Source organism: Paenibacillus sp. OSY-SE, from assembly GCF_000283315.1.
Classification (GTDB): domain Bacteria; phylum Bacillota; class Bacilli; order Paenibacillales; family Paenibacillaceae; genus Paenibacillus_B; species Paenibacillus_B profundus.
This window is the reverse complement of the sequence record NZ_ALKF01000157.1, coordinates 1-26,493: the sequence shown is the minus strand read 5'-3', so window position 1 is coordinate 26,493 and position 26,493 is coordinate 1. Positions and strand designations below refer to the sequence as shown.

The window sequence follows — 26,493 nt, the reverse complement described above, 5'->3', positions numbered from 1 at the left end:
CTCGTACTAGCTTGTACAGCAGTTGGAAGGCCTTTTTTATGTTAGATTACGGATTTCTGCCCATTGGGAAGAACTGTTGAACCGCGCCGGTCGTCAGTTTGCGAATAAGCTTGCTTATGCTTTTGCCTCAGCCTCATTCAGCATAGACGTGCAATGTCCGCAGCGTACCGCTTCTTTCGGTATTTTGGACAAGCAATATGGGCAATCCTTCGTTGCCGGTTCTGCCGGTGCTTCGGGCTCCTTCTTACGGTGCATGGCGTTGATACCCTTGACGATAAGGAAGATGGAGAAAGCGACGATAATGAAATCGATGATGACATTGATGAACTGCCCGTAGGCGATGACGGGCACGCCAGCTTCCTGAGCCTGTGCCAATGATTGTATCGATTGGCCGTTCGCAAGTGTCTGGTCTGGATCAAGATTGATGAATAAATCTTTGAAGTTCACCCCGCCTAGCAATACACCGAGGGGCGGCATGACTACATCATTGACAATAGAAGTGACGATTTTGTTGAAGGCGGTCCCGATCAGGACACCGACTGCCAAATCGATGACGTTGCCGCGCATGGCGAATTGCTTAAATTCTTGAAAAAATACTTTTACTTTGGGTTCTCCCACTGGGTGTTGCCCCTTTCTCGTTCAAAATGTTCCACATAATACTTACCCCGATTTATTACTCAGAAACGGCTTATTCCACGTTCCAATATAAGGAATAATGGTTGGTGCCGTACGTCCGGAGGGCAGCTAAGTGTGACTGGGCTACTCTTTCGGCGGCACAAGCAGCTGCAGTCTTCCCGGTACAATAGCGGCATGCAGCGGCGTCGTTCCCGAGCGTTCTCCGTCTCCATAAGTGACCCGGGGGATGGAGGATTCGATATGCACCTCTTGTCCGCGCAGCATGGTGACATAGGGCAATCCCACATGTTTTCCTGTAAGGACGGTCGGGAAGAGACGCATCAGTGTCCGGCGGCTGCATCCATGTACGATGCAGATGTCCAACTCCCCGTCATCCGGAGCTGCCTGAGGGCATATCCGGATACCTCCTCCATAGGAGGGAACGTTGGCAATCGCCGTCAACCATACGTCTTTGTAATGGTGATCTATACCGTTGACGCGCACACTCGCATCGGCAGGCTTGAATCTGGAGAGCGTCTCCACCACACCTAGTAAATAAGCGACCGAACCTAAGCCCAATCGGTTGCACCAGCGCTTATAGGAGCTCCGATTGACCGCTTCTGCGACGTCAGCGTCAAAGCCTGTGGCGAGCGCCGTCAACGTCCATTCTCCGTTCAGTTGTATGAGGTCGACGATACGGCGTCGTCCATGCAATATTGTATTTAATGCGCTTAACGGTTCAGTGGGTAAATGGAAGCCGCGCGCCGTATCATTGCCCGAACCGGCAGGAATAACGCCCAGTGCGACTTCTGTGCCTGTTAAGAGGGGCAATAGACGATGTATAGTTCCATCTCCGCCAATGACGATGACCGAAGTTCGAGGGTGACGATCGATATGCATTCTAACGCGTGATCCGGCTTCTTCCGCGGTAGCAGTAATACAAGCGGTATAGGAGGTGCCGAACCGTTGGAGACGGGCTTCGATTTCACGCCATACCCGTATTCCCTTCCCGTTCCCTGCATTTCGATTTACTACAAACAACATCAATATTCCATCTCTCCCATGTTAGCCGAATCATAGACGTTTCATACGGACATATTTGAATGAAACTCGTTGTATACATTGATTTGTCGCTCTTTCATAATAACAAAATGAATAGAGTTTGCGTGAACTATTTGTAAGGAAGTACATTTCATATAGCAGGGAAAAAATGTGTATCCGTCGAATGGATGAAGGGGAAACATTTTCCAATTTCACTCATATATGTTGGTGAAGAGTTCAGGGGAGGGGAACATAGACATGTCCATGTTCAACCGTTTCTTAACGAGCATCGGCATCGGTGCGGCCAAGGTTGACACGATGCTTGAGCGGGGGCGTTATGCTCCGGGAGAAGAGGTGCGCGGCGTCGTCAAGATACGCGGTGGCCAAGGCGCTCAACACATGGAGGGAATTCGCATATTGCTCATGACGCAATATACCCGTGAAGCTGATTGCATTCGGCAATGCATTCATTGCGAATTGCAGCGGTACGACATCAGCGAGGCATTTACCATTGATGCCAACGAGACGAGAGACGTCCCATTTTCGATTGTGCTGCCGCCGCAGACCCCATTAAGCATTGACAATACGCCAGTCTGGCTCAAGACAGAATTGGATATGACGAGCGCGTTGGATCCAACGGACAATGACCGGATTGAACTCATTCCGAGTGTGGAGCAAAGCATCGTCATCGATGCGGTCAACCGCCTTGGATTCCGCTTGCGGAAAGCGGAATGCGAGTACGCGCCTCGTCTTGGGGGGAGATATCCGTTTGTTCAGGAATTTGAATTTGTGCCTACCAGTTACTTTCGCGGAGATTTGGATGAACTTGAAATGGTGTTTCTTGGAACGGAACAGCAACTGGGTCTGCTTATTCAGATTGACCGCTCGGCGAGGAGCGCTGCAGGTTGGTTGAACGAAGTGGCAGCCACAGATGAAAGCTTCACTACATTTCGATTAACGAATACAGAGTGGAGGATGCTCGGAGCGGAAGGATTTGCCGGAGAATTGGCCGAACGGATTCGGCGTATGCTTTAGAAGTCCGGTGAAAAAGTTACGATAAACTGCAAAAGTGCAGGTCAATGGAGTATGGAGCGCGACAATAGGGGGCTCAAATGCCCCCTATTGCTGTCGATCGACCTTTTTCAGGTAGAAAATGAAACAGTTTACTTATCTCCGCGATCCTGGTGCTTACGCGGATGTGTTTGCTTCGGAGGCTCTTCCTTGTCTTCCGCCTTCGGAACGAGCCGAGGATCGGTCTGACCGTCATGATGATTATCGAACATGAACTGCTTCAGTTCCCATTCCGTCGCCCCAAGCTGCGGATCAGAAGGAAAGGTCTGGTCGCGATGCAGCACCTCTTCGCGTCCCCATTCGTTCGCATATATCCCATCTACTTCCACACGATCACGTGATATCGGATGCATCTTCTGATTTTCCTTCGACATACGGGTAAGTTGCTCCTTTCCTTTGGAAACATTTCAGGTGCTCATGGTGCTGAAAGGGTCAATGCAGGCTGTGTATGCATAAGTTGCCCTGTTGCCGAGAAAATATCCTTCACGCCATCAACGATTAGCGGCGTTAATAGCATCCCTGCTTATAGTTGATAACGCGATTCAAGCTTCTTGCCCCCGAGCCATAACAAGACCAAAAGGAGTATCGCGATAGCAATCCGCCAAGGCTGATGAATGAATCCCTGCCAATCGTGGCCGATGAAGGCCATCAGGAAAATGACGACTGACTTGCCTGACATTACCGCGATTATGAACGTGCGGAACGGAACCGTACTGATGCCGGCCGCAATATTGATGAGTGAGGAAGGCGTAAATGGGAAGCAGTACAAAATAAAGAGCGGAGTAAAGCCCTTTTCCTCCATCCAGTTAAAAAAACGTTGAGACGAAGGCATACGTTTCTGAATATACATCCCGAATCGTCCCCCGAACTTGCGTGCGATCCAAAATACAATGCACGATCCCGCGCACACGCCAATCCATGAATACAAGAAACCGAGCCATAGCCCGTATGCAGCAGCGTTAGCCATCACAAATACGATAAGTGGAAGAAAAGGCAGAAATGCTTCCACCAGTGGAAGTATAATACCTGGCAAAGGTCCTAAGTTCGAGTATTGCTCAAGCAAGCTTTCAACTTGCTTCATATCCAGATGCTTGAGCATGGATATCATATCATGCAGCCACTGCCACAACATCAATCACCTCATTAAATGGCTTGCGTCTAATCTGTTACATAGGCATTACGTGTATATATGCAAAAGGTTGCTATCGCTCTGCGAACCAGCGCGATGGGAACAGTGTATAGACAAGCGCAATAATGGCAAAGAGACCAGCACTAATCCATACGACGGTCGCAGCCGAGAATGCGCTGGCAAGCACGCCGCCAACGACTGGTCCGATGAGCACGCCAATGCCTTCCACAGTGGAGAGCAGACTCCAGCCAAGCCCCTTCTGGCCAGGCGGCACATAAAGTGCGAGCAGCGCGTTCCACGCTGGCAGCACGGCAGAATACGATAAACCGAGCACGACAGCTAACCCATAGGCGACAAGTGTGGAAGGCTGCAACGACAACGATGCAAGCGTCAGTCCAAAAATGGCGAATCCCGTGATGAGGAAAGGTTTGCGCCCGACTTTATCGGACCATTTGCCCATCGGGACAAGTCCAAGCACTGTGCAGCCGCCTCCAAGCAAGAGCAGCACGGAATACTGGCTGCTTGATAGCGAGAGCGTATCCGAAGCGAAGGTCGGCAGTATCGGCACCAGCATGCTGGCACCTAACGTCTGTAGTATCATTCCCGGAAGAAGCGGCTTCATCGCCTTCAGCTTGACACGCAGTGCTTCCCACTGTTCCTTGAATGGGACGGTGTTGACGCTCGAATCGGTCTGCTTCCCGCCGGGGATGAAGAAGCTGAGCAGCCAAGCGATCGCGGCGAGGCTGACGATGAGATAGAATGCCAGCTCGGGACGGTAATCCATCAAAAGATTAAGCACAACCGGCCCGGCACCCATGCCGACCAGCCATATCATATAGAGAAAGCCCATCTGGGCGGCTCGCTGCTCTTCTTTTACTTTGGTTAAGCAGACGATCCATACCGGAGAGATGCCGACTCCATACAGCGCAGCGGCAGCGATAAATATCCAATTACTCTCCCCAAAATGGAACAAAGCAACGCCGATAAGCGATATAAGCAATCCGACATTTATGATGAGCCGGGCGGATAGCCGATCAAGCAAATAGCCGATTCCGGTCTTAAGAACGGTATCTGTTAAATAATGCGCGGTGATGGCCGTTCCGATAATGGCCAAGCTAATATGCAGCACGTCTTTTCCGTAAATTGGCATGAACGATACCAATGCTGCTCCACGTACAAACTCCACCAAAAATAAAATAACGGCCAGCAGTACAATATCCCGGCCTAAGCCTAGCGCGCGAATCCCTTTCAAACGTGAACGCCCCTTTCCTGCTTGTACCATTATAACGCGGGGTTACAAGTGTTTCCAGCAAACCTACATTACGGTCATGTTAAAAGATTATATGGACGCTGCTATATGCAATACGCCTTATGCAGCCTGTTTTGTGCAAGCTAACGGCAGGAAGGAAGCAGCCACTCTTCGAGCCAACGCTTCGGATGCCGCCAGCGGCATACCCGTGGATTGCTTGCAAATACAACGGTCAATGCATGGGAGGGAATGACATATATTAGCTGTCCGCCATGCCCTATAGCACAGGCCGCATCATGCGAACCAACCTGATGAACCCACCATTGATATCCATAATGGCCGAATGCCGGCAGACCGGTGACGTGCGGCTGAAGTGATTCGCGTATCCACTCCAGAGGTATGACGGCTGTAGATGAAGGGGCTCCTTCATTCATGCTGTCTGCAAGACATTGGCCTTCGTTGAGGATGAGCTGGCCGAAGGCAAGCATGTCTCTTCCCGTCAGATGGAGGCCGATATGACCTGCGGCGTGGCCGTCTGGTGACAAGTCCCAGCGGTATTGCGGGATGCCTAGGGGACGGAACAGGTGGCGCGCGGCATATTCGTCCGCGCGTATGCCGGTGCAACGGGTAAGCAACACGGACAGCAAGTGGGAATCGATGCTGCGATATTGGAACTGACCATGCCGTTCGGGCTGGACTGGAAGCCGCAACGCAAAGCGAAGCCAGCTCGAACTATTATGGAAGCGGTGGATCCAGCGTTCCCCCAGTCTGTTGCCTGTCTGCCAATGCAGACCTGATGTCATCGTGAGCAGGTGTCGAAACGTAAGGCGTCGCCATCCTTCATCGGTTACTGAGCGAACGGGCATGTCTTCTTCCAGATAGGGGAGAATTGGCTGATCTGGCGGCGGCATGTCACCGCGGTGTACCGCGATACCGATTAAGGATGATAGAACGCTCTTCGTGGCCGACCGCAAATCATTCAGTCTTTCCGGCTCTCCGCCGTTGTAATATTGTTCCGCTGCGATATGGCCGTGACGGGCGATCAGGCAGCAATATAGACGTGGAAACAGCTTAGGCAACTGTTCCAATGCTGTTTGCAGCTTGACTGCATCGATATTTACCTCTGCCGGCATCACAGAAGACACGCGGAATGTGCTGATCTGATTCATACTGAGCACTCCTGTTTATAGTTGTTATAGTGATATCGATGAAAGCAATGCAATGGTCAGTATGCGTTGTGTATGTCATCTAGGATGCCCAATGAAGAATTGGTTAAGAAAGATTGTGTGATTTTGCAGCTCTGATGAATATGCTATAATAGGACTAAAAGGTTGCAAATTCCAGAATGCTAAGCGATAAGTCTAATTGATTCTCCGTTGCGGAGCACGATCTACAACGCTTTGGGAGGGAATTTTCATGGCAACAAAAGGTCACAACGAAGTGAAAGAAAGCTTGTTGGAGATGACGCGCATTTTCCGTCCGAAAAATCCTCGGAAATTTGTGAAGGAGTATATCCGGAAATACCGGATTATGGGAGGCTATGAAGACGAATTAACTCAGCTTGTAGAGTTGGAATTGGGAAGGATAGACACAAGTGTTTCCTAGGCAACAATGGCTTGATACGACAGAAGATAGAGAATTGGATAGAGGGCGTTACGCTTTCGTTTCGACTTGACATATGGCAATAATGAACAGGGCGCACCGATGAACTCGGCTGCGCCCTGTTTATAATATTAGAGCTAATGCAGGCTATAGGTCTTTGAATATGGAAATATAATATATGGAAATAGAATAATATTTGGAAATGACTTCTACCCTGAATAGGTCAGGTCATATATTAAACATTGGGAAACTGTCAAGGAGGGACTCTTATGAGCGAGATAAAAACCGACATACAGCTTGAAATGATGCAGAAGGCAGGACATATGGCGGCGCGCTGTCACCGGGAAGTTGCTTCGCGGCTCGCTCCGGGTGTTACGACGCAGGAAATCGATCTGTTTGTGGAACGGTGGCTGCAGAAGAACGGCGCTGTGGCAGAACAAAAAGGCTACTACGGATATCCGTATGCCATCTGCGCCTCCATTAACGATGTGGTGTGCCATGGATTTCCAGACACGCGTGAGTTGAATTCGGGTGACATCGTGACGATTGATTTCGTCGTTAATTATAAAGGCTGGCTTGCCGATATGGCTTGGACATACCCAATCGGACACGTGCGCCCCGAAGTGAAGCGTCTCGTTCAGCATACGCTATATGCGCTCCGCCAAGCGGTTAAGTTGGTCAAACCGGGCACTTCGATCGGCGATATTTCAAGTACAATCGGACAAATCGCCCGCACGCACGGTTATGGAATCGTAACCGCATTGGTCGGGCATGGCATCGGTCAGGACATGCACGAGCCGCCGGAAGTGCCGAATGATGGATGGCCCGGCACGGGCCCGGTACTAGAGACGGGGATGATCATCACGCTGGAGCCCATCTTCACGCTGGGTGTTCCCGGAGACGTCATGCTAGGACATGATGGATGGTCGGTTCTGACCTGCGACGGAACGTGGGGGGCGCATTTCGAACATACTGTCGCCGTCACGGACAGCGGTCCGCGCGTCCTGACCATGCTCCCGTTTACACCTGGCGGAAAGCACAAGAACTCATAATCATTCCCCTGAAAGAGGTGCTCATGCTCCACTGATGATTAAAACCTTCTATTTAAATAGGAAATAATTGATTACAAGTAGCGGCGAATATGATGCATGATATCATCCTGCGCCCACTGAAGCGATTCATCCGGATAGGCCTTCATAATGTATGGGGTCAGGGCATTGAACAAGTCCATATTTGCGCTAATGTAGACGTGCTTTACTTCCGGAGCGCGCTCTCGAATAAGCACATCAATCGTGTGTATAAATTCATCGGCCAAGTCGTCGCTTCGCTTCAGCGTACGCATCGGACTGGTTGGTGTCACGAAGCGCGGAGGATTGCCCTTCGCTTCTTGCTCCATTTGCCAGCTCGTTTCAATCCGTCCGATGCCTTGCTGCTCACGCGTATCTTTATCCCCGCGTCCGCTCGTGCCAAGCCCGGCGCCATCTAGCGTGAGGGAGACATAAGCATTATCGTGCAGCTGCAGTACGTAAGCAACCGCGACACCGTCGATATTACCGACTGCGTTGCTTACAGGACGATTGATGAACATCGTAGAGAGGTTATGTCCATTGGAACCGTCCAATCGGTGCGGCTGTTGCCCGCTTTGAGCACGGTATCGATTTTCCTTTTTATCTGATTGGGATGAGGACTGCATCGATTTTGCCGTTTGAGACGGCTTGATCTTTCGGTCTGCATAATTTCCCTTCGTGTTGCCGTCTGGTGATTTTGACAGCTCAGTGCGGGCCCCGGCACAGCCGGTAAAGAGTAAACTGGAACAAATCATGATTGCGGCAATTGTGACAAAAGAGTGAACGCGGCGTTTTGAGTTGTCTGAATTATGAACGCGGTTTGAAAACATGGCTTATCCCTCCTTAACAGTTCACATTATTTTTCTGAAAAATCGTGATAAGTATGCAGGCAGTAAAGAAGGATATTAGAAAACGATGGCGAATTTACAGAAAATGACGTCCTTCGACACAATGTTCAAATATGTTTTGTCGTCTGTAACCGATTACAAACATTGATATGACGCGGCAATTTTAGAATCTGAACACTTTGTGAACTCCCCGGGAAACATTGACAAATAAAATTATGGAAATTATATTTAGGTAAGTGATTGTGTTAATTGACAGGATTACAACATCCGTGCTAGAGCCGGTGACTCGATCTGACCGGCCGGATCTGCATGCGCATATGACCTTATCCAAGGAACTCGTATGTTAGACACGGCCAATCTGGGCTTTCCGTGGGGCAAGCAGGAGCATATGTTCACTCACCATGAACGCGCATATGCCACGAGAGGTCCGCAAGGGCATGAGATGAGGTAATCAGCGAAAATGTACAAAGTGGGGTTGATCAATGATGAAACGGTGGCATGCAGTGAAGAGACTCCTTCCGTTGTTTGCCGGGCTCGTCTTGCTCCTAAGCGCTTGTGGTCGCTCGGATTTGTCTACTCTCAACCCGCAAGGGCCGGTTGCAGACAAGCAGTTTGATCTGATGCTGTTGGCGATTACGATTATGACGATTGTTGTCGTCGCCGTCTTTGGGATTGCAATTTATGTCGTCATTCGTTACCGCAGACGGCCAGGACAAGAGGAAATACCGAAACAAATCGAAGGGAACCACAAGCTGGAAGTGATCTGGACAGTAATTCCGATTCTTCTCCTTATCATTCTGGCTGTACCGACTGTGAAATACGTTTTTGCATTTGCCGAGGATTACAGCGGCGACCCGGATGCAGTCAATGTGAAGGTAACCGGTCATCAATTCTGGTGGGAGTTCGAATATACTGACTTAGGTATTAATACGGCCCACGATCTCGTTATACCGAAAGGCAAAAAGATTGCAATCGAATTGAGAACTGCAGACGTGCTTCACTCCTTCTGGGTTCCAGCTCTTGCCGGTAAGATGGATACCAATCCCCAAGGCAATGTGAACAAGATGTTCATCGAGGCTTACGAGGCAGGTCTCTACCGAGGCAAGTGTGCGGAATTCTGCGGACAATCGCACGCATTGATGGAGTTTAAAGTGAAGTCTGTAAGCGAAGAAACGTTCAAGGCATGGGTAGCTGAGATGAAAGCTGAACCGAAAGCATTTGAAGGTGACCTGAAAGTTGCTGAAAGCTTCAAGCAGAACTGCTTGACTTGCCATGCAATTGACAATGCGCCAGCTCTTGGGCCGAACTTGAAGGGCTTCGGCAGCCGCGAGGCTGTTGCTGGAATTATGCTTAATCGCGAAACGGCGGATGAACCCATTGAGCAAGCGGTTGTAGAAGAACATTTACGCCAATGGATTACAGAACCGCAAAAGGTTAAGCCGGGCAACACGATGCCTGCGTTCAAAGAACAGTTGTCAGAAGAAGAACTGGATGGCATTGTGAAGTACTTGGCGGAGTACAAGTTAGAGTCCTTGAAAGAATTCAATAAGCAATAGTATAGCATCTTCTAGGGGAGGTAACGACCTTGGCTCACACGGTGAAGCGTCATCGCGGCATTATGGATTGGCTGACGACGGTCGACCATAAGAAGATAGGTATTCTCTACCTTTTAGCCGGAGCATTGTTCTTCGGGATAGGTGGTATTGAGGCTATCTTAATCCGGATTCAATTGATTAAACCAATGAATGATTTCGTTGACGCTCAGACGTTCAACGAGCTGATTACGATGCATGGCACGACGATGATTTTTCTAGGCGCCATGCCGATTATTCTTGCATTGATGAATGTCATCGTTCCGCTGCAGATTGGCGCACGTGACGTTGCGTTCCCGTTCCTGAACGCGCTGGGGTTCTGGACATTTTTCTTCGGGGGGATCCTCCTGAACCTGAGCTGGCTTATCGGCAGCGTGCCTGATGCGGGCTGGACTTCCTATCTTCCGCTCGCGTCGGTGGATTACAGCAATTCGCACGGAGTTGACTTTTATACGATAGGGTTGCAGATATCCGGTCTCGGTACTCTAATAGGCGGTATTAACTTCCTTGCAACCATTATCAACATGCGCGCGCCAGGAATGTCCTTCATGCGCATGCCGATGTTCACTTGGGCGTCATTCATTACGTCCGCATTGATCTTGTTCGCTTTCCCTGCCGTTACGGTAGGCTTGATTCTGTTGATGTTCGATCGTCTCTTCGGCGGGAACTTCTTCTATGTGCCGAATGGCGGTAACGTGGTATTATGGCAGCATATATTCTGGATTTTCGGTCACCCGGAAGTATACATTCTCATTCTTCCGGCGTTCGGGATTATCTCCGACGTGGTCAGCACGTTCTCGCGCAAGCGTCTGTTCGGTTACAGCTCCATGGTATTTGCTACGGTGCTGATCGGATTTTTGGGCTTCATGGTTTGGGCGCATCACATGTTTGCCGTCGGCCTCGGTCCGGTAGCGAACGCGTTGTTCTCCATCGCGACGATGCTGATTGCGGTACCGACGGGGATTAAAATATTTAACTGGCTATTTACAATGTGGGGCGGTTCGATTCAATTCACAGCGGCGAATATGTACGCGATCAGCTTCATTCCAACGTTCGTTATGGGGGGCGTAACAGGGGTCATGTTGGCATCCGCGCCGGCCGACTTCCAATTCCATGACACGTATTTCGTCGTAGCGCACTTCCATTACACGATTGTAGGCGGTCTCGTACTCGGGCTGTTCGCAGGTCTCCACTACTGGTGGCCGAAGATGTTCGGCCGCATGCTTAATGAACCATTGGGCAAAGTAACATTCTGGTTGTTCTGGATTGGATTCCAACTGACATTCTTTATCCAGCACTTCTTGGGCTTGCTTGGTATGCAGCGCCGTGTCTTCACGTACTTGCCTAACCAAGGCTTCGATAAGATGAACTTGGTCAGCACGATCGGTGCTATCATGATGGGTGTCGGTGTTATCTTGTTCCTAGTCAATGTCGTCATTACGTCGACGAAGCCGAAGAACTTGGGCAACGATCCTTGGGGAGACGGACGCACCTTGGAGTGGACGATCCCATCTCCGGTGCCGGAATACAACTTCAAGCAGACTCCGCTTGTGCGTGGTTATGATGCTTGGTGGAAAGAAAAAATGGAAGGCAATACAGAAATGCCTGCCGCTGAGCCGGTTGGTTCGATTCATATGCCGTCCCCATCCATTCTGCCGTTCATGATGTCCGTCGGCTTGTTCGTAGCAGGCTTCGGCTTTATGTTCGCGAAGGATGACTTCGGCAACACGGCATTGAACTTCTTGTTCGGCAATCATCTTATCGCAGCGTTCGGCTTGCTGATTACATTCGGCTGCATGTTCCTGCGCTCGGTTAAAGATGATCATGGCTATCATATTGAACCGGAAGAGTTGGAGCAGAAGGGGGTTAAAGCATGAGCGCGCCTGCACATCACGTAGATGACCAATGGCCTCACGAGCCGGAAAAAGCGACTTTAGAAGGCCGCAATAAGGTGATCGGCTTCTGGCTGTTCCTTGGTGGGGAAGCGGTACTGTTCGGCACATTGTTTGCTACGTTCCTAGCGCTCCGCAACCAAATCGGTGACGGGCCTTCTGCAGCCGAACTGTTCAAACTGCCGATGATTGCTACAGTTACCGCTATTTTGCTGGTCAGTTCCTTAACGAGTGTGTTCGCCATTCAGGCGATGCATCGCAAGGAAGTCAAAGCGATGCTTAACTGGCTTATCGTAACCGTTATTCTTGGTTTCTGCTTTCTCGGTATGGAAATTTACGAGTTTGTTGAATATGTGCATGAAGGCCATACGTTTACGACAAGCGCCTTCAGTTCGTCTTTCTATACGTTAGTTGGATTTCACGGGGCTCACGTGGCATTTGGTGTGGCGTGGATTTCGATTCTGATTGCACAAGTTCGCAAAAAAGGACTGAACCTCGTAACGGCGCCGAAGGTGTATGTGTCGGCTATCTACTGGCATTTTATCGACGTCGTATGGGTATTCATCTTTACCGTCGTTTATTTAATGGGAAAGGTGGGCTAAGCGAATGACAGCACATGATATGGCACCGGACAACTCGAAACGCCGTCATAGACATGAAGGTAAACAGAAGCATATTATAGCTTTTATCTTCTCCATCGTGTTAACGTTAATCGCTTTTGTAACCGTAGCCTCGGTAGGCGAAGTGAACCCGACGTTTACGGTAATCCTGCTTCTTGTTATGGCGGTACTGCAAGTTGTTATTCAAATGTCGTATTGGATGCACATGAAAGATAAAGGTCATGTGCTGCCAATTGTATTTATGATAGGCGGAGTTATCATTGCCTTTACAGCAATTGTCATGTCCGTATACTGGGTATGGTGGTAAGCGAAGGCAAGACATGCTGCACAAGAGGGGACGCATTTAGCGTCGCCTCTTTTTCCATAATGGGACAAAATGTGGCGAAATGGTGGCGCCAACGAGAGAAGGGAATGAACGTTCATGTTCGGTTTAACGAAATACTTCAGTTTGTATGATGTGTGGAGTCCGTTGTTTCTTGTCTCTTCGGTGCTCGTCATCATTTTGTATCTTGGGGTGACAGGGCCGTTTCGAGATCGCTTTGCTAATTCAGAGCCGGTATCTGTGAAGCAGAAAGTGATGTTTAGCACGGGCGTACTGCTCCTGTATCTCGCCCAAGGCGGACCCATTAACATGATGAGCCATATGATGTTTACGTTTCATATGCTCATGATGGCCATATCATATATTATCGTGCCGCCGCTCATTTTGTTGTCCGTGCCGGGCTGGCTATGGCGTTACCTGCTTGATCGGAAGCCGCTTAGACGATTGAAAAAGTTCACTCACCCTATATTGAGCGCAGTGCTGTTCAATGTACTGTTCTCTTTCTATCATGTGCCTGTCGTGCACGACTATGTCATGACACATTACACAGAACATATCATCTACTATATTGTGTTGTTCATTGCATCGACGCTCATGTGGTGGTGGGTCGTCGCCCCGGTTCCCGAGTGGAACACCCTAGCCGATGTGAAGAAGATGGGCTACATTTTTCTGAACGGACTTCTCATCACACCAGCCTGTGCACTCATCATTTTTGCAAGTGATCCGTTGTTCGCCACTTATGTGGACAAGGATGCCTGGGTTGAAGCGATGGGATACTGCATTTCAGGGGATCCGGCAGCTATGCTGGCGGCGTTCGACGGGCCGGAATTTTTCAACTGGTTCAATCCGCTTGAGGATCAGCAGTTGGGGGGCATTCTCATGAAGCTGATTCAAGAGACGATGTACGGCTGTATACTCGGATATGTCTTCGTGCATTGGTTCCGCAGAGAAGGCAAAGATGATGACGATTTTGTGGAATTGATGCCAGAGGGGCAGATGAACTCGTAGAAATCCTTTATAATGATAACGAAGACTAGCGCAAGGGATAGCATGAAGCACCTTGTTGAATGAGTTGAGGAGGGCGTTACTTTCGTGGATTTATATAATTTGATGCCCGCGGTAAGCACATCGTTCATCGCCATCAGTGCGATTCTCGTTGCTATCGGTTGGGCGCAAATCATCAAAGGCAAACGGGAGCAGCATAAGAAAACGATGGTGGCGGCGGCCGTGGCGGCACTTCTGTTCTTTATTATTTATGTATCCCGGACGATTTTTGTCGGCAATACGGCATGGGGAGGCCCGGATGACCTGAAAGTTTTCTATTTGGTCTTCCTGCTATTTCATATCGTACTGGCGACGGTTGCAGCCGTATTCGGTCTTGTAACGCTGTATACTGGTTTCAAATCGCGGTTTAAAACACACCGCAAGCTGGGGAAAATCACATCTATCATTTGGTTTGCGACGGCAATTACGGGGGTAACGGTATATAGCTTGCTGTATTTACTGTATCCGGGCGGTCATACCAAGCCGGTCATCGATGCGATTTTTGGTCTGTAATACCATAACGATTCTGCGTAAAATCCGTCCTGCTGTGATGCGTTCACGGCGGGACGGTTTTTTTATGTTCACGTCACGTTGTCCTTTCCGGAGAAGATAACTCTGTTCCATCCCTTGCTACACTCTACCTTTCATTCAGAATGGCAGCCGCCATTTTCCTATCAAACGAAAACACAATGTCGAGCTTCCTTTGTAATGGCCCTTAGCTCCATTCTCCCATATAGTCAGGAGGGATAACACCGAGAATAAGAACATGTCGTTTCGTATACCATGCCATGAAGCGGCCGATCATGTTCGCAGTTAATCAGAGCCGTCATTGGGCGTGGCGCCTCCTGATGAAAGGGGAGAATGAAGCAAAGAGACGGATGAAGAGAATCCCTGGTAAGTCTGAACGAGCAACTAGCAAGAGCGGAACTTGTCGTTCATGATGAAGAGTCAGCGATAAAACCCAAACCTGTCTCAATCTCGGTTGCCCATTTTCAAGCCTCGATAAAGGTTTTCTAAGATATTGACAATAAAACAGCATAGTGATTATACTGTATATAAAGATATATACAGTAAGCACAGTGAACACAGTATGCATGATATTCAGCACAGCAAGTGTGGCGCGTTGCACATACATACGGAGCTGAATCCGTTGTAGAAAGAGGGATAAACATTGGGCAATCAATATAAACAAGCATGGGCGCTTGTCAAAAATGATCTCGTACGCTTCAAGTGGGGATTGATTACGACGCTGCTGTTCAATATGTACATGAGCGTAACGAGCATGTTCATGATGAATGGCGTATTGGGTGAAGTCGGAGAGATGCATCGATTTTTAAGCGGAACGTTGGACTTTGTTTATTTGATTACGCTGCCCAATATGGGGTTTTTCTTTTCACGCCGCTCGATGCGTTACATTCAGGAAGATTCATATACGAAATGGATGGTGAAGCTGCGCACCTTGCCGATTGACATTCATACGATTGCCTTATCACGCATCATGATGATGCTCGTTGCATTTGTGTTGAACATGACCCTATTCATTGCCGTCCAGGTTATTTTCAGTCCCGCGTTGAGAGCAGAGCTGGCGCCGGTATCCATAATCGCCTTTGCGTTCATGCTCATTGCATTTTCTATGATTATTAATATGATGTTCATTATTATGGAGATGAGCTACAGCGGCAGCAAATATTTTAAGAGGTCGTTGATTATAATTGCCTTCACTACCGCTCTCGCCATAGCTATTGCTCTATCTGGTGGAAGCTTTGTTCTGACGATCGTGTATGTCGCAAAATATTACCCTTGGTTAGGCGGCATTCTTGCATTGGGTCTGATTACACAAGTGTTGACGCTCGGTATCGTCAGGATAAAGAATGCGATTCGTAAGCGAGATTTGGTATAGCGCGTATGGCAATGAGCAGAAAACCATATAGCAGGAGGTGGTGAGAAGCGGTGTTTATGCCCATTCAAATCAATGATAACAGTTCGGAACCGCTGTATGCGCAAATTACATACCAGCTTCGAGCGCTCATTTTGAGCGGCCATCTTGAAGAGGGTATGCTTCTTCCGTCCATACGCGAATTCGCCAATCAACTGCAATGCAGCGTGATTACGGTAAGAAGGGTGTATCAAGATTTAGAAAGCGAAGGATTGCTCCGGACGAAGCAGGGGACGGGAACGTTTGTCGCACAGGTTCATGCGGAAGAGCGTGCTCGTTATCGGCGGCAAGCCGTTGAGCAAGCATTGGAAGAAGCGGTTGATGCCGCGCTGCGCGTCGATATAACGAAAGAGGAATTAGAGCAGCTGATGCAAGAAGTAATTCTACGAAAATGGCATTGAGTCCATTTGGAGAAAGGAGGGGAACTCAAGTGGAGGAGAGCAACGTCATTACATTGCAAGATATTGTGAAGACGCGGGAAAATATAAAAATAGGTCCGCTAAATATCCACATACCGCAAGGCTGTGTCACGGCGATTGTCGGCACGAACGGTTCGGGGAAGACGACGTTGTTAAGCATGTGCATGGGCTTCGTTCACCCGGAGCAAGGAAGCATCACCATCTTTCAAGAGAAGGTTCAACCAGAGTACGATGCCGCGCTGAAAGCACGCATCGGATTCGTCGGTGAACATCCGAATCCGGATGATAGCGATTTGACGGCAGATCAGCTGGCTACATTTACGGCACAGTGGTATCCGAAGTGGGATTGGCAATTTTATCAGCATTATATGGCGAAATACGAAATCCCGCCGAAGCAGAAGCTGAGCAAACTGTCGAAGGGGATGCGCAGAAAGCTGGACTTGATTATCGCCATGAGCCCCCAGCCTGAATTGCTGCTGCTCGACGAGCCATCGTCAGGCTTGGATCCATTATCCTGGCGCATGATGATCGAGGACATGCACCGCTATTTGCAGGATGGTCAGCGTTCGATTGTTATCGCTACACACATTATTGAAGAAGTGAAACGCCTTGCAGATTATATCCTGTTCATGAATAAGGGGCAGGTGCTGCAAATGGTTGAGAAGGATGCGATGTTCGACGCTTGGAAAGAGTTCCTCGTTGATGGCGATGCTGCAGATTATGACCGCATTCCTGGCCTGGCGAAGGCGATTCAGGAGCGGTATGGCGTACGTCTCATTGCGAAGGATGCGGCCCAGCTTGAGGCTTTTTTGCAGGAGAATGATATACCCACACTGCAGACCAAAGGTCTGGAGCTGGATGATATATTAGCCTATTTGATTGAGCTGAATAACGAAGGGAGAGCTACAAGTCGATGAAGCCGTTACAATTACAAGAAGTCGTCAAGCAATACGGTGACAAGACCGCCGTTAATGGTCTTAGCTTTGATGTGGAAGAGGGCGAAATGTACGGGTTGCTCGGGGCGAACGGGGCCGGCAAGACGACGACGATGCGGATGGTGCTCGGACTCATTTATCCTGATGGGGGAACTATCCAATATGACGGCAAACCATTCCATAGCGGTTTATCCCGAATTTTCGGCTATTTGCCAGAGGAGCGCGGGATGTATCCGAAGATTAAGGTAAGTGAGCAGGTTACTTATTTGGCCCAGCTGCGTGGAATGTCACGCAAAGATGCTGACAGCAACCTGAAGTACTGGCTGGAGCGATTCAACGTTCCGGAAAATTATAATAAGAAAATTGAAGAGCTCTCCAAAGGGAACCAACAAAAAATCGGCTTTATCGCTTCCATTGTTCATAAACCGAAGCTGCTCATTCTGGACGAGGCGTTCAGCGGTCTTGATCCCGTGAACGTGGAGCTGTTGAAGGAGACGGTCAAGGAGCTGCGCGATCAAGGCACGAGCATTCTGTTCTCGACGCACCGGATGGAGCATGTCGAGGAATTGTGCCGCAACCTGACTATTTTGCAAAAAGGAAAAGCGGTCCTGCAAGGTTCGCTTCGCGATTTGAAGTCCCGTTATCCGCGTGAGCATGTCGTCTTGCGCACGAGTGGAGCGGTGGAAGGTCTGCAGAGCATTGCAGGCGTGAGTGATGTGCAGCGGACAGATGATGGATACCGTCTCCGCATTACCGACGAAGGAGCTGCTCAGCATATTTTGCAGACGGCAATGGCGCAAGTGAACGTACAGCAGTTCGAGCTGAAGGAGCCGACATTGAACGAAATCTTCATTAAGGCGGTTGGGAGTGAATCAAATGCATAATGTACGGACCGTAATCGGATTTACGCTGCGCACGAAGATGATGACGAAAGCTTTTTTCGTCACGACGATTATTTTGGCGCTCATCATTAGTTTAGGTGTGAACTTGCCTTACATCATTTCATTGTTTTCGAGTGACGAGCCGACTTCCATTGGACTGATGCAAGGAAAGGATACGAAAATCGAGCAGTCGCTGGAGCAGTATTTTGCGAAACAAGAGAAGAGTGATCTCAAAATCGTTCCTTACGCTAATACTTCCGAAGCAGAGCTGAACAAGCAGGTGGAAGACGGCAAGATAGAAGGCTATTTAACATTGGAAGAAGAGCAAGCCGGGTCGTTCCCGAAGGTTGTATATCACGGGGAAGATGAACTTGGGATGGAAAAACAGTCGGTCTTGACGAACGCGTTGACGTTAATTAAGACAGAGTGGCTCGTGAAAGATTCACTTACTCCGGAACAAATCGCGGAGCTGAGCAAGCCGGTCTCGCTAGACTCGAAGACGATTGCAAAGGCAGGAGAAGAAGCGGAAGAGAACCCTGCGAACAAAGGCATATCCATTGTGGTCGTCATGGTGCTTATCGTCCTCTTGTTCATGACCAATACGATGACCGGCAACATGATTGCATCCGAGGTAACACAGGAGAAAAGCTCGCGCATTATGGAAATTCTCATTACGAGCGTGTCGCCGCTTGCGCAAATGTTCGGTAAAATCATCGGCATGTTCCTGCTAGGATTGCTGCAGATTGGAATCTTCCTTGCGGTCGTTCTTTTGAACCTGATGCTGCCGCACAATGCAGGCCCGCTCAAGGAGCTTAACTTCGACATTTCCATGATTGATTGGTCGGTAGTAGGCGGGGGATTGCTGCTCTACGTCTTGGGATACTTCCTTTACGCAACGTTGTTCGCCGCAGTCGGCTCGATCGTGAGCCGTACGGAAGACTTGGCGCAGGCGATTATGCCAATTACGATGCTGACAATGGCTGCTTTCTACATCGCGATCTTCAGCGTATCTACGCCGAACTCGATGCTGGTGAAAGTCACCTCCTACATCCCGTTCTTCATACCAACGTCGATGCTGCTGAGGATTGGAATCGGCAACTCGGCATGGTGGGAATTCTGGGTCGGCGTCCTGATTATGCTCGTGTCGGTCGTTTTCTTCGGCTGGCTGTCCGCGAAGATATACCGCACTGGCGTGCTCATGTACGGCAAGCGCCCTTCATGGAAAGAAATTCGCAAGGCGATGAAGGCGTACAAAATTTAAGGTCGATGTGGTTAAGTGTGAGTAGCGGCTATAGTTGAGACTAATTTGGTTAATAAATGAGACTATTTACAATACATGTTTGAGACAAGGATGGGCCCTTGATTCGTCAGAAATGTTGATGGATCAAGGGTTTAGTAGTGGACTTAACTTAAATTTCAAAAATGGGTAGCCCTTGTTGTTATATTTAAGTTTACTTAAATCGCAAAACACCGCTCGAGTTTTCGAGCGGTGTTTTGCGCTAACCAATCAATATAATTCCGTAGAATTCACCTGCAACAAATCCTTGATTTTCACCCGCCAATTTTACTTTTCAAAGAACACAATTTGTGCTGCCACTCCCAAAATAGAACCTATGGATATAATAACGGCTATGTCTTTAGCTTGATATCCCAATACTTTAGCTCTGTTTTCCAATGAAGACTATCCGCTATATAAGTGATAACTGCCGGCTTAATGAACGCGTCACTAATTCCTCCTAAACGGCAAGCCCAATCCCTACATAGGCAATAAATAAATTAAACAATACCAAACCTAAAGACATCTCGTTTTGACATTAAATGTGTGTTGCTATAAAATGAATGATCGTCATTCATTTTTAAAAACAGGAGGTTGATGATGTGGCAAGCAGCTCTGATGGAAAATACGATAAAATTTTAAAATCCGCCAGTGACATTATTTCTGAGAAAGGGCTTGATAATACTTCCATTTCAGATATCGCTCAGAAAGCTGGAATCGCACAGGGAACCTTTTATTTATATTTCTCATCAAAAAAAGGCTCAAGGGAGAGAAGACTTTTGAGACGTCTTAGAAGTTGTGATTGACGAGACCTTTAGCATAACAGCTTCGTACAAAGACATTATTGTCCTTTGTTATTCCGGCCTTGCTATAGATCATTCAATGGAGAAATGGGAATCGATATATCGCCCCTATTATCATTGGTTTGAAGCTATATTAAACAAAGCCATCAATGATAACGAGATTATTGGTGATATTAATGTAGAACGAACGGCAAAAATGATTATCAATCTTATTGAAAATGCAGCTGAACGATTTTATATAGGGCTCGATCAGGATAATACTGTGGTTATAGTTAAGGCGGAGACCTATGACTTCATCAAAAGATCACTCTTTAAAAAATAAATACAGTTACTGGGTATGTTCAATATTTTTTTTAAAATAAAAATGACTGATATTCATTTATATTAGATTATTTTGGTATTATAGTGATTATTTATGAAAAAGGCTTGGATTTATGTCTTTTTAACTTGTTTATTCGAATTATTTTGGGTTTATGGATTTAACGTGGCAACAATATGGTGGCACTGGGCTGTCGTTGGCGTCATTATTATCGCAGATTTTTATTTTCTGTCTAAAGGATGCGAAACATTACCAACAGGTACAGTTTATGCGATTTTTGCAGCAGCAGGTACAGTGGGTACTGCCCTGATGGACATTTTTATCTTTGGAGGGTTCGGTTCATCTTTTGCCTTCCTCTACGCAGCTCTTAATTATCTTCAGTTAAGTGTAGCCTATGCCGTATGGATTGGCATTGGAACAGCCGGTGCGGTGCTAGTAAATATGATTTTTTTCAACGAGTCAAAGAGCATTGGGCGAATCATAAGTCTCATTATCATTGTCGTCGGTGTGACTGGACTAAAAGCAGTCTCTTAACCTACATTTCATATAGAGTAAAGAAGAGATGAAAGAGCGTGGAGAAACGGTAGAGAGAGGTATTGCAGTAAATCCTTAAGAATTCTAAACACAATTTTGGAACGGAGGAGGACCAAGAAAATTTAAAGGATATCTTCCAGATGAGTACTTTCTAATCGAGAAGCACGTGTTAAAAATGAAAGATAACTATATTTTGTTCGTCGTATCAAAAGATGCTGCTATAATTGAAGGCGCATTTGATGAAGCTCTTAAGTGATGAAGAATGTTGTATATTCCGGCGCGCCCGGGTTAGGAAGTGAATAGGATGAGAGCACCGTTCGAATTCTCCTACGCTCTTGTTTCGTGCAAAAGACATAGTTTTCAAGCAGGCTTCAGACTAAGACCGATCCGGCCGCATACGGTAGCGCTGTGTTATATAACTAAGGGCAGCGGCACCGTGTTGATCGATGATACGCCGCATGATATCGAACCCGGAGCATGCTTCATGCTTCAACCGGGCATGTTCATCGAAGCAAGTGCTGCGCAAGACAACGATGTTCATTTCTTCCTGTTGCAATACATCGAAGTCAAGCTGCCTGTCCCGGAGCGAAATATTTGCATCAAGCCAGCTGATCCGCAGCATGGGGAATCCCGGCCTATTGCGTTCCTTATCGTGGCTCAAGTTACGGTCTTATCTGTGTTGGAGCAGCTTGAGCAATCGATGCTGGAGCGGGGGCATGGGGCATGGCTGCGTGGACAGGCGATGTTGTATGAGCTTCTCTATGTCCTTCATTCGGATTATGAATCACAGAAACAGAATCGGAATGAGTCGATCCAGCGCACGATTGACTTCATGGAACAGCATTATATGGAGAGAGTGAAGGTAGGCAAGCTGCCTGACATGGCCGGCATGACATCGAGCTCTTATTGCCGTGCCTTCAAACGAAAGACGGGGATGACACCAGGCGAATATTTGACCAATGTGCGCGTGCAGCGGGCCAAGGACTTGCTGGCCATGTCGAACCATTCTATTAAAGATGTCGCTCAGGGCGTCGGATTTCAAGACGAGCTATATTTTAGCCGCGTCTTCAAAAAATCGGCCGGATTATCTCCGACCATTTATGTAAAAAAATACGGGCAACGAATAGCCATCGTGAGCAAGCTGTTCCTGCAGGATCATTTGCTTGCTTTAGGCATCAAGCCAATCGCCGCGCCGTCTTTTCCGAATTATTGCTCGACGGCATCTGGCTTCCCGGTCTATCTGCATCATCTTCTTCACGGCACGAAGCCTCTGAATGCGGAACAGCATATTCACCCGCGCGAAGTTCTAATGATGGCGCCTGATTATATTCTCAAGATGAACTTCAAGCTCAATCAAGATAATCAAGTATGGACCGACATGACTGCCAATACGATAAGCTTTGACGGCTTTGACAGCTGGCATGGCTATCAGCGTTATATCGCCAAGATGGTCGGCAAGGAGCAGGAAGCGGAAGCGGTCATCCGCAACATCGCTTACATGGAGGAACAGGCTAAAGAGATATTGAGGCCGATAACCCGCACTGGCAAATGGACCATCGTTCGTATTCATGAAAATGATTTGCGGATACAAGGGATTAGCGGACATGCCATCAATGATTTGTTTTACGGCAGTTTCGGATTTCAACCGGAAGCCGAGGTGACGCACTCCTTTTACAAATGTATTGCGCTTTCCGAGTTGGTTGAATTGAACCCAGAAAGGATAATTATTCTCTGGAGCCAACGGGATGATGTGATGAAATTGCAGAGCAATCCTTTATGGAGGGAATTACGTGCTGCCCGAGAGAACCGGGTCTATGTTCCGGATAGCTTCGAATGGGATCCGTGGGGGCCGTTCGGCCGGGCGCATATGATTCGGGAAAGCGTGAAATATTTTCAGCAGCAATGCAGGTGATAATAGCCTCCATATAAAACGGGCAATGCAGTGTATGGATAAGCTGGGCGTTTCTCTATACAATAATCATTGATAATGATTATCATTAACAGTATGGAGGCTTATAGAGATGAAAAGAAGAAGGGGATCTAGTCTGACTCGAAATCAAATGACATGCATGTTGCTTGCAGCTATAGTGCTTGTACTCGTGGGGTGTGGAAGCAAGCCGAACGAGGTGCAGCCGTCATCTGCATCTGCCCCAGCTGCTGCGGACACCGCTGCCCCGAAGGCAGATGATGTGCGGGAGATCAAACATGCTATGGGTGCAGCGAAAATAAAGGGAACGCCGCAGCGTGTCGTCATTTTGACCAATGAAGGCACTGAAGCATTGCTTGCGTTGGGCGTGAAGCCGGTTGGAGCCATTCAATCATGGGAAGGCGAGCCATGGCACGATCATATTAAAGATGAAATGCAAGGGGTTAAGGATCTTGGCTATGAGAGCCAGCCGAACATTGAAGCGATTCTCGAGCTGAACCCCGATTTGATTATCGGGAACAAAGTGCGTCATGAAAAAATTTACGATCAATTGGCGAAGATTGCGCCGACCGTATTTTCCGAGGAGCTGTCCGGTCAGTGGAAGGTGAACTTCAACCTGTATGCCGAGACGTTGAACAAGCAGGCCGAAGGCGAAAAGGTTATGGCGGAGTTCGACCAGCGTGTGGCCGACGCGAAAGCGAAGCTCGGTTCGAAGACGGCGACGAAAGTATCGGTGGTCAAATTCTCGATGAAAGGTGTTCAAATTTACCAGAAGGATACCTTCAGCGGCGTGCTGCTCGATCAGCTTGGCATGGCTCGTCCGGCTTCGCAGGACAAGGACAACTTCGCCGAGTTTTTGTCGGAAGAGGGAATGAATGAAATGGACGGCGATATTTTGTTCTACTGGATTTCTGAATCGAAAGGACAGACGGAAGTGTCTGACAATGCGAAGAAATGGATGGATAGCCCCGTCTTCAAAAGCTTGAATGTCACCAAGACGAACCAAGTATTCCAGGTGAACGAAACGATCTGGAATACCGCAGGCGGCATCAAAGCAGCAAACTTGCTGCTGGACGATATTATGAAGCGCTTTGAATAATATATGTGGAATGAGGATGAGCATGCGCTCATCCGCTAACGAGTAAACCTGTCATCAACGACAAAGGTCTACTCGTTTTTTTCTGCTTCAGGTGGAACATTTTACTTGTTCCGGGAAGGAAACGACGGTCTGCGCATAGAATTGCTCTAGCAGGTCGAATTCAGACAAGGAGCGAGTCACATATGAAAATAGCGGTTGTTGGCTGCGGAGGCATGGGGCACGTGCATGCGCTTGTGTTTGCAAAAATGCCGAACGTCGAGCTGGTCGGCGTATGCGATATCGTACCCGAGTTGGCGGAATCGTTGGCGCAACAGACGGGAACGTCCGCGTTCACCTCGTTCGATGCGATGATGTCGTCCGTGGAAGCGGACATTGTTAGTGTGGCGGTGCCGAGTTATTTGCATAAAGAGCTTGTCATTCAAGCTGCTGCAGCGGGAAAGCATGTCATTTGTGAGAAGCCGATTGCGCTGAATGTGGAGGATGCCGAGGAGATGGTCCGCGTGTGCGAAGCGAACGGAGTGCAGTTGTTCGTTGGACATGTGGTGCGCTTTTTCCCGGAATATGCGCAAATAAAGCATCAAATAGATGCCGGGCAGATAGGCAAAGTCGGTGTCGCGAACGCGAAACGGGTGGGCGCTCACCCTGGCAACGTCAAATCCTGGTACAAGGAAGCGGACAAAAGTGGCGGCGTCATCGTTGACTTGATGGTGCACGACATCGACTTCATGCGTTGGGCGCTTGGTGAGGTCAAGTCAGTATACGGCATGAACAAATATGATGACGACATGGATTATGCGCTAGTAACGCTCGTCTTTGAGAGCGGCGCCGTTGCCAATTTGGAAGCATTCTGGGGATATCCCGGATCGTTTCACTATACGGCGGAATTCGCCGGTACTGCAGGACTGGTACAGAGTGATAGCCTGAAGACCCAATCGCTGCAAATTCGTAAGAGCGAGGCGGAGGCGGACGGAGGCAATTTCGTTGAAATTCCGCAAAGTCCGGGATACCGCAATCCGTACACAGTGGAGCTGGAGCACTTTATCGGATGCATTCGCGATGGCATTGAGCCGATTGTAACGGCGCGGGATGCTTGCAGGGCGCTCAAAATCGCAGCAGCTGCTCAGGAATCGATACGCACCGGCAAGGCGGTTCTGTTGTAAGCAACCGCAATTCAATGGGGGAGGGCTCGTGACATGAAAGGATTGAAGGTAGGGATGATTAGCTTCGCGCACGGACATGCGTACAGCTATTTTCATAGCCTGAGACAAATACCTGAAGTGCAAATCGTCGGAATTGCCGATGAGGTGCGCAGCCGCGTTGACAGCATCGTCGGCGAATATGGGGTGCCGTACTTTGCTGATTATCGCGAATTGCTCGCGCAGGACGTGGATGCCGTCGTTATTTGTTCGGAGAATGCGCATCATGCGCAAATGGCAATCGATGCGGCTAACGCTAAGAAGCATGTGCTCTGCGAGAAGCCGCTCGGCACGACACTGGAAGAGATGGAGCGCATGATTGCTGCCTGCAAGGACAACGGCGTTCAACTAATGACAGCGTTCCCATGCCGGTACTTGGCGGCGGTTGTCCGCGCCAAGGAAGCGGTGGAGCGGGGCGACATTGGCGATATCGTCGCCATCAAAGGCACGAATCACGGCGGCAATCCAGGCTCCTGGTTCATTGACAAGCAGCTGTCCGGCGGGGGGGCAGTCATGGACCATACGGTGCATGTTATGGATCTGATGAATTGGCTGCTGCAGTCCAAGGTGACCGAAGTGTACGCTTATGCGGCTACATTGTTCCAAGAGGACCTTGGGGTGGACGATGCCGGCATGGTTCACATCAAATTCGAGAACGGCGTCTTCGCCGCACTTGATACGAGTTGGTCGCGTCCGAAATCGTTCCCGACTTGGGGCGATGTGACGATGGAGATTGTCGGCACGAAAGGGGTTATTTCCGTCGATGGCTTCGCGCAGCATAACGATTTGTACAGCGATGAAGCGGGCAAAGGACTGTGGACGTATTGGGGCGACGACATGGATGCGTACATGGTGAAGGACTTCGTCCGCGCGCTGCTGCAGGGCGAGCCGGTGCCGGTCACGGGCGAAGACGGCTTGCGTTCCACGCAGGTGGCGCTTGCAGCGTATGAATCCGTGAAGCTGGGCCAGCCGGTCGCGTTATAGTACAGAGAGCTTAGGGTATAGAGCATTATAAAAGCTTTATTTAAGGGGCATGCCGCTGCGGGTATGCTCTTTCGTATTATTAGGTCAGCCAG

General features: G+C 48.8%; 26 protein-coding genes and 2 pseudogenes. 21 read left to right on the top strand and 7 right to left on the bottom strand.

The window, feature by feature from the left end; genetic code table 11:
- Positions 1 to 114: 114 nt before the first annotated feature.
- Together mscL and A372_RS0106565 are read right to left on the bottom strand one after the other, a co-directional pair.
- Positions 115 to 618, bottom strand: a complete 504-nt coding sequence (gene mscL / locus A372_RS0106570) for a large conductance mechanosensitive channel protein MscL (protein ID WP_019420032.1) — start codon at positions 616 to 618, stop codon at positions 115 to 117.
- A 141-nt stretch (positions 619 to 759) separates the two neighbouring features.
- Complete coding sequence (locus A372_RS0106565; protein WP_019420031.1) at positions 760 to 1,659, bottom strand: diacylglycerol/lipid kinase family protein; 900 nt, start codon at positions 1,657 to 1,659, stop codon at positions 760 to 762.
- A gap of 255 nt (positions 1,660 to 1,914) precedes the next feature.
- Here A372_RS0106565 and A372_RS0106560 point away from each other — a divergent pair, with 255 nt between their 5' ends.
- Positions 1,915 to 2,691, top strand: a complete 777-nt coding sequence (locus A372_RS0106560) for a sporulation protein (RefSeq protein ID WP_019420030.1) — start codon at positions 1,915 to 1,917, stop codon at positions 2,689 to 2,691.
- A 128-nt stretch (positions 2,692 to 2,819) separates the two neighbouring features.
- Here A372_RS0106560 and A372_RS0106555 read toward each other — a convergent pair whose 3' ends face one another.
- The 4 genes from A372_RS0106555 to A372_RS0106540 all read right to left on the bottom strand — a co-directional run bounded on the left by A372_RS0106555 (position 2,820) and on the right by A372_RS0106540 (position 6,274).
- A complete protein-coding gene (locus A372_RS0106555; protein ID WP_019420029.1) occupies positions 2,820 to 3,101 on the bottom strand; it encodes a hypothetical protein in 282 nt (93 codons plus the stop codon).
- A 149-nt stretch (positions 3,102 to 3,250) separates the two neighbouring features.
- Positions 3,251 to 3,859 (bottom strand): TVP38/TMEM64 family protein, encoded by a 609-nt coding sequence (locus A372_RS0106550; RefSeq protein WP_019420028.1) that lies wholly within the window; start codon positions 3,857 to 3,859, stop codon positions 3,251 to 3,253.
- Positions 3,860 to 3,929: 70 nt separating this feature from the next.
- Positions 3,930 to 5,108, bottom strand: a complete 1,179-nt coding sequence (locus A372_RS0106545; RefSeq protein ID WP_019420027.1) for an MFS transporter — start codon at positions 5,106 to 5,108, stop codon at positions 3,930 to 3,932.
- A gap of 140 nt (positions 5,109 to 5,248) precedes the next feature.
- Positions 5,249 to 6,274, bottom strand: a complete 1,026-nt coding sequence (locus A372_RS0106540) for a serine hydrolase domain-containing protein (RefSeq protein ID WP_019420026.1) — start codon at positions 6,272 to 6,274, stop codon at positions 5,249 to 5,251.
- A 247-nt stretch (positions 6,275 to 6,521) separates the two neighbouring features.
- On the opposite strand from A372_RS0106540, the gene A372_RS0106535 reads away from it, so the two are divergent.
- Positions 6,522 to 6,710, top strand: a complete 189-nt coding sequence (locus A372_RS0106535) for a hypothetical protein (protein WP_019420025.1) — start codon at positions 6,522 to 6,524, stop codon at positions 6,708 to 6,710.
- 266 nt (positions 6,711 to 6,976) lie between these two features.
- Positions 6,977 to 7,759: a type I methionyl aminopeptidase gene (gene map / locus A372_RS0106530; RefSeq protein WP_019420024.1), complete on the top strand. Its 783-nt coding sequence runs from the start codon at positions 6,977 to 6,979 to the stop codon at positions 7,757 to 7,759.
- A gap of 71 nt (positions 7,760 to 7,830) precedes the next feature.
- On the opposite strand, the gene A372_RS0106525 is transcribed toward map, so the two are convergent.
- Entirely contained in the window at positions 7,831 to 8,604 is a 774-nt protein-coding gene (locus A372_RS0106525) for a hypothetical protein (protein ID WP_019420023.1), read from the bottom strand.
- A 500-nt stretch (positions 8,605 to 9,104) separates the two neighbouring features.
- On the opposite strand from A372_RS0106525, the gene coxB reads away from it, so the two are divergent.
- From coxB to A372_RS0106435, 18 genes and pseudogenes are all read left to right on the top strand, one after another.
- Positions 9,105 to 10,178: a cytochrome c oxidase subunit II gene (coxB, locus tag A372_RS0106520; RefSeq protein WP_019420022.1), complete on the top strand. Its 1,074-nt coding sequence runs from the start codon at positions 9,105 to 9,107 to the stop codon at positions 10,176 to 10,178.
- A 62-nt stretch (positions 10,179 to 10,240) separates the two neighbouring features.
- Complete coding sequence (gene ctaD, locus A372_RS0106515; protein ID WP_051004472.1) at positions 10,241 to 12,091, top strand: cytochrome c oxidase subunit I; 1,851 nt, start codon at positions 10,241 to 10,243, stop codon at positions 12,089 to 12,091.
- Positions 12,088 to 12,708: a cytochrome (ubi)quinol oxidase subunit III gene (locus tag A372_RS0106510; protein WP_019420020.1), complete on the top strand. Its 621-nt coding sequence runs from the start codon at positions 12,088 to 12,090 to the stop codon at positions 12,706 to 12,708. The genes ctaD and A372_RS0106510 overlap by 4 nt, the downstream gene beginning before the upstream one ends.
- A 4-nt stretch (positions 12,709 to 12,712) precedes the next feature.
- Complete coding sequence (locus A372_RS0106505; RefSeq protein WP_019420019.1) at positions 12,713 to 13,033, top strand: cytochrome C oxidase subunit IV family protein; 321 nt, start codon at positions 12,713 to 12,715, stop codon at positions 13,031 to 13,033.
- Positions 13,034 to 13,147: 114 nt separating this feature from the next.
- Positions 13,148 to 14,056, top strand: coding sequence for a cytochrome c oxidase assembly factor CtaG (gene ctaG, locus A372_RS0106500; protein WP_019420018.1), 909 nt, complete (start codon positions 13,148 to 13,150; stop codon positions 14,054 to 14,056).
- An 84-nt stretch (positions 14,057 to 14,140) separates the two neighbouring features.
- Positions 14,141 to 14,605 carry a DUF420 domain-containing protein gene (locus tag A372_RS0106495; RefSeq protein WP_019420017.1) on the top strand — a complete coding sequence of 155 codons (465 nt, stop codon included), beginning with the start codon at positions 14,141 to 14,143 and terminating at the stop codon, positions 14,603 to 14,605.
- Positions 14,606 to 15,263: 658 nt separating this feature from the next.
- Positions 15,264 to 15,992 carry a hypothetical protein gene (locus A372_RS0106490; protein ID WP_019420016.1) on the top strand — a complete coding sequence of 243 codons (729 nt, stop codon included), beginning with the start codon at positions 15,264 to 15,266 and terminating at the stop codon, positions 15,990 to 15,992.
- A 50-nt stretch (positions 15,993 to 16,042) separates the two neighbouring features.
- Positions 16,043 to 16,429, top strand: coding sequence for a GntR family transcriptional regulator (locus tag A372_RS0106485; protein ID WP_019420015.1), 387 nt, complete (start codon positions 16,043 to 16,045; stop codon positions 16,427 to 16,429).
- A gap of 29 nt (positions 16,430 to 16,458) precedes the next feature.
- Positions 16,459 to 17,364: an ABC transporter ATP-binding protein gene (locus tag A372_RS0106480; protein WP_019420014.1), complete on the top strand. Its 906-nt coding sequence runs from the start codon at positions 16,459 to 16,461 to the stop codon at positions 17,362 to 17,364.
- Positions 17,361 to 18,266: an ABC transporter ATP-binding protein gene (locus A372_RS0106475; RefSeq protein WP_019420013.1), complete on the top strand. Its 906-nt coding sequence runs from the start codon at positions 17,361 to 17,363 to the stop codon at positions 18,264 to 18,266. The genes A372_RS0106480 and A372_RS0106475 overlap by 4 nt, the downstream gene beginning before the upstream one ends.
- Entirely contained in the window at positions 18,259 to 19,524 is a 1,266-nt protein-coding gene (locus tag A372_RS0106470) for an ABC transporter permease (RefSeq protein ID WP_019420012.1), read from the top strand. Before A372_RS0106475 ends, A372_RS0106470 begins: the two co-directional genes overlap by 8 nt.
- Before the next feature lie 617 nt (positions 19,525 to 20,141).
- Positions 20,142 to 20,664: pseudogene (locus A372_RS38470) on the top strand (TetR family transcriptional regulator).
- 93 nt (positions 20,665 to 20,757) lie between these two features.
- Positions 20,758 to 21,195, top strand: a complete 438-nt coding sequence (locus tag A372_RS39020) for a DMT family transporter (protein ID WP_019420011.1) — start codon at positions 20,758 to 20,760, stop codon at positions 21,193 to 21,195.
- 115 nt (positions 21,196 to 21,310) lie between these two features.
- A pseudogene (locus A372_RS37205) lies at positions 21,311 to 21,451 on the top strand (DUF4358 domain-containing protein); the annotation flags it as partial.
- Positions 21,452 to 21,499: 48 nt separating this feature from the next.
- Positions 21,500 to 23,107: a helix-turn-helix domain-containing protein gene (locus A372_RS0106450; protein WP_019420010.1), complete on the top strand. Its 1,608-nt coding sequence runs from the start codon at positions 21,500 to 21,502 to the stop codon at positions 23,105 to 23,107.
- Positions 23,108 to 23,216: 109 nt separating this feature from the next.
- The gene (locus tag A372_RS0106445; protein WP_026010930.1) at positions 23,217 to 24,221 is read left to right on the top strand and encodes an iron-siderophore ABC transporter substrate-binding protein; all 1,005 of its coding nucleotides are present in this window, start codon (positions 23,217 to 23,219) and stop codon (positions 24,219 to 24,221) included.
- Positions 24,222 to 24,403: 182 nt separating this feature from the next.
- The gene (locus A372_RS0106440; protein ID WP_019420008.1) at positions 24,404 to 25,381 is read left to right on the top strand and encodes a Gfo/Idh/MocA family protein; all 978 of its coding nucleotides are present in this window, start codon (positions 24,404 to 24,406) and stop codon (positions 25,379 to 25,381) included.
- Positions 25,382 to 25,414: 33 nt separating this feature from the next.
- A complete protein-coding gene (locus A372_RS0106435; RefSeq protein ID WP_019420007.1) occupies positions 25,415 to 26,401 on the top strand; it encodes a Gfo/Idh/MocA family protein in 987 nt (328 codons plus the stop codon).
- The last annotated feature ends 92 nt before the right edge of the window (positions 26,402 to 26,493 follow it).

Excerpts from the sequence above, each read along its gene's own strand:
- A372_RS0106565 (WP_019420031.1), bottom strand. The coding sequence starts at position 1,659 with ATGTTGTTTGTAGTAAATCGAAATGCAGGGAACGGGAAGGGAATACGG.
- A372_RS0106560 (WP_019420030.1), top strand. The coding sequence starts at position 1,915 with ATGTCCATGTTCAACCGTTTCTTAACGAGCATCGGCATCGGTGCGGCC.
- A372_RS0106555 (WP_019420029.1), bottom strand. The coding sequence starts at position 3,101 with ATGTCGAAGGAAAATCAGAAGATGCATCCGATATCACGTGATCGTGTG.
- A372_RS0106550 (WP_019420028.1), bottom strand. The coding sequence starts at position 3,859 with ATGTTGTGGCAGTGGCTGCATGATATGATATCCATGCTCAAGCATCTG.
- A372_RS0106540 (WP_019420026.1), bottom strand. The coding sequence starts at position 6,274 with ATGAATCAGATCAGCACATTCCGCGTGTCTTCTGTGATGCCGGCAGAG.
- A372_RS0106535 (WP_019420025.1), top strand. The coding sequence starts at position 6,522 with ATGGCAACAAAAGGTCACAACGAAGTGAAAGAAAGCTTGTTGGAGATG.
- map (WP_019420024.1), top strand. The coding sequence starts at position 6,977 with ATGAGCGAGATAAAAACCGACATACAGCTTGAAATGATGCAGAAGGCA.
- A372_RS0106525 (WP_019420023.1), bottom strand. The coding sequence starts at position 8,604 with ATGTTTTCAAACCGCGTTCATAATTCAGACAACTCAAAACGCCGCGTT.
- coxB (WP_019420022.1), top strand. The coding sequence starts at position 9,105 with ATGATGAAACGGTGGCATGCAGTGAAGAGACTCCTTCCGTTGTTTGCC.
- ctaD (WP_051004472.1), top strand. The coding sequence starts at position 10,241 with ATGGATTGGCTGACGACGGTCGACCATAAGAAGATAGGTATTCTCTAC.
- A372_RS0106510 (WP_019420020.1), top strand. The coding sequence starts at position 12,088 with ATGAGCGCGCCTGCACATCACGTAGATGACCAATGGCCTCACGAGCCG.
- A372_RS0106505 (WP_019420019.1), top strand. The coding sequence starts at position 12,713 with ATGACAGCACATGATATGGCACCGGACAACTCGAAACGCCGTCATAGA.
- ctaG (WP_019420018.1), top strand. The coding sequence starts at position 13,148 with ATGTTCGGTTTAACGAAATACTTCAGTTTGTATGATGTGTGGAGTCCG.
- A372_RS0106475 (WP_019420013.1), top strand. The coding sequence starts at position 17,361 with ATGAAGCCGTTACAATTACAAGAAGTCGTCAAGCAATACGGTGACAAG.
- A372_RS0106470 (WP_019420012.1), top strand. The coding sequence starts at position 18,259 with ATGCATAATGTACGGACCGTAATCGGATTTACGCTGCGCACGAAGATG.
- A372_RS39020 (WP_019420011.1), top strand. The coding sequence starts at position 20,758 with ATGAAAAAGGCTTGGATTTATGTCTTTTTAACTTGTTTATTCGAATTA.
- A372_RS0106450 (WP_019420010.1), top strand. The coding sequence starts at position 21,500 with ATGAGAGCACCGTTCGAATTCTCCTACGCTCTTGTTTCGTGCAAAAGA.
- A372_RS0106445 (WP_026010930.1), top strand. The coding sequence starts at position 23,217 with ATGAAAAGAAGAAGGGGATCTAGTCTGACTCGAAATCAAATGACATGC.
- A372_RS0106440 (WP_019420008.1), top strand. The coding sequence starts at position 24,404 with ATGAAAATAGCGGTTGTTGGCTGCGGAGGCATGGGGCACGTGCATGCG.
- A372_RS0106435 (WP_019420007.1), top strand. The coding sequence starts at position 25,415 with ATGAAAGGATTGAAGGTAGGGATGATTAGCTTCGCGCACGGACATGCG.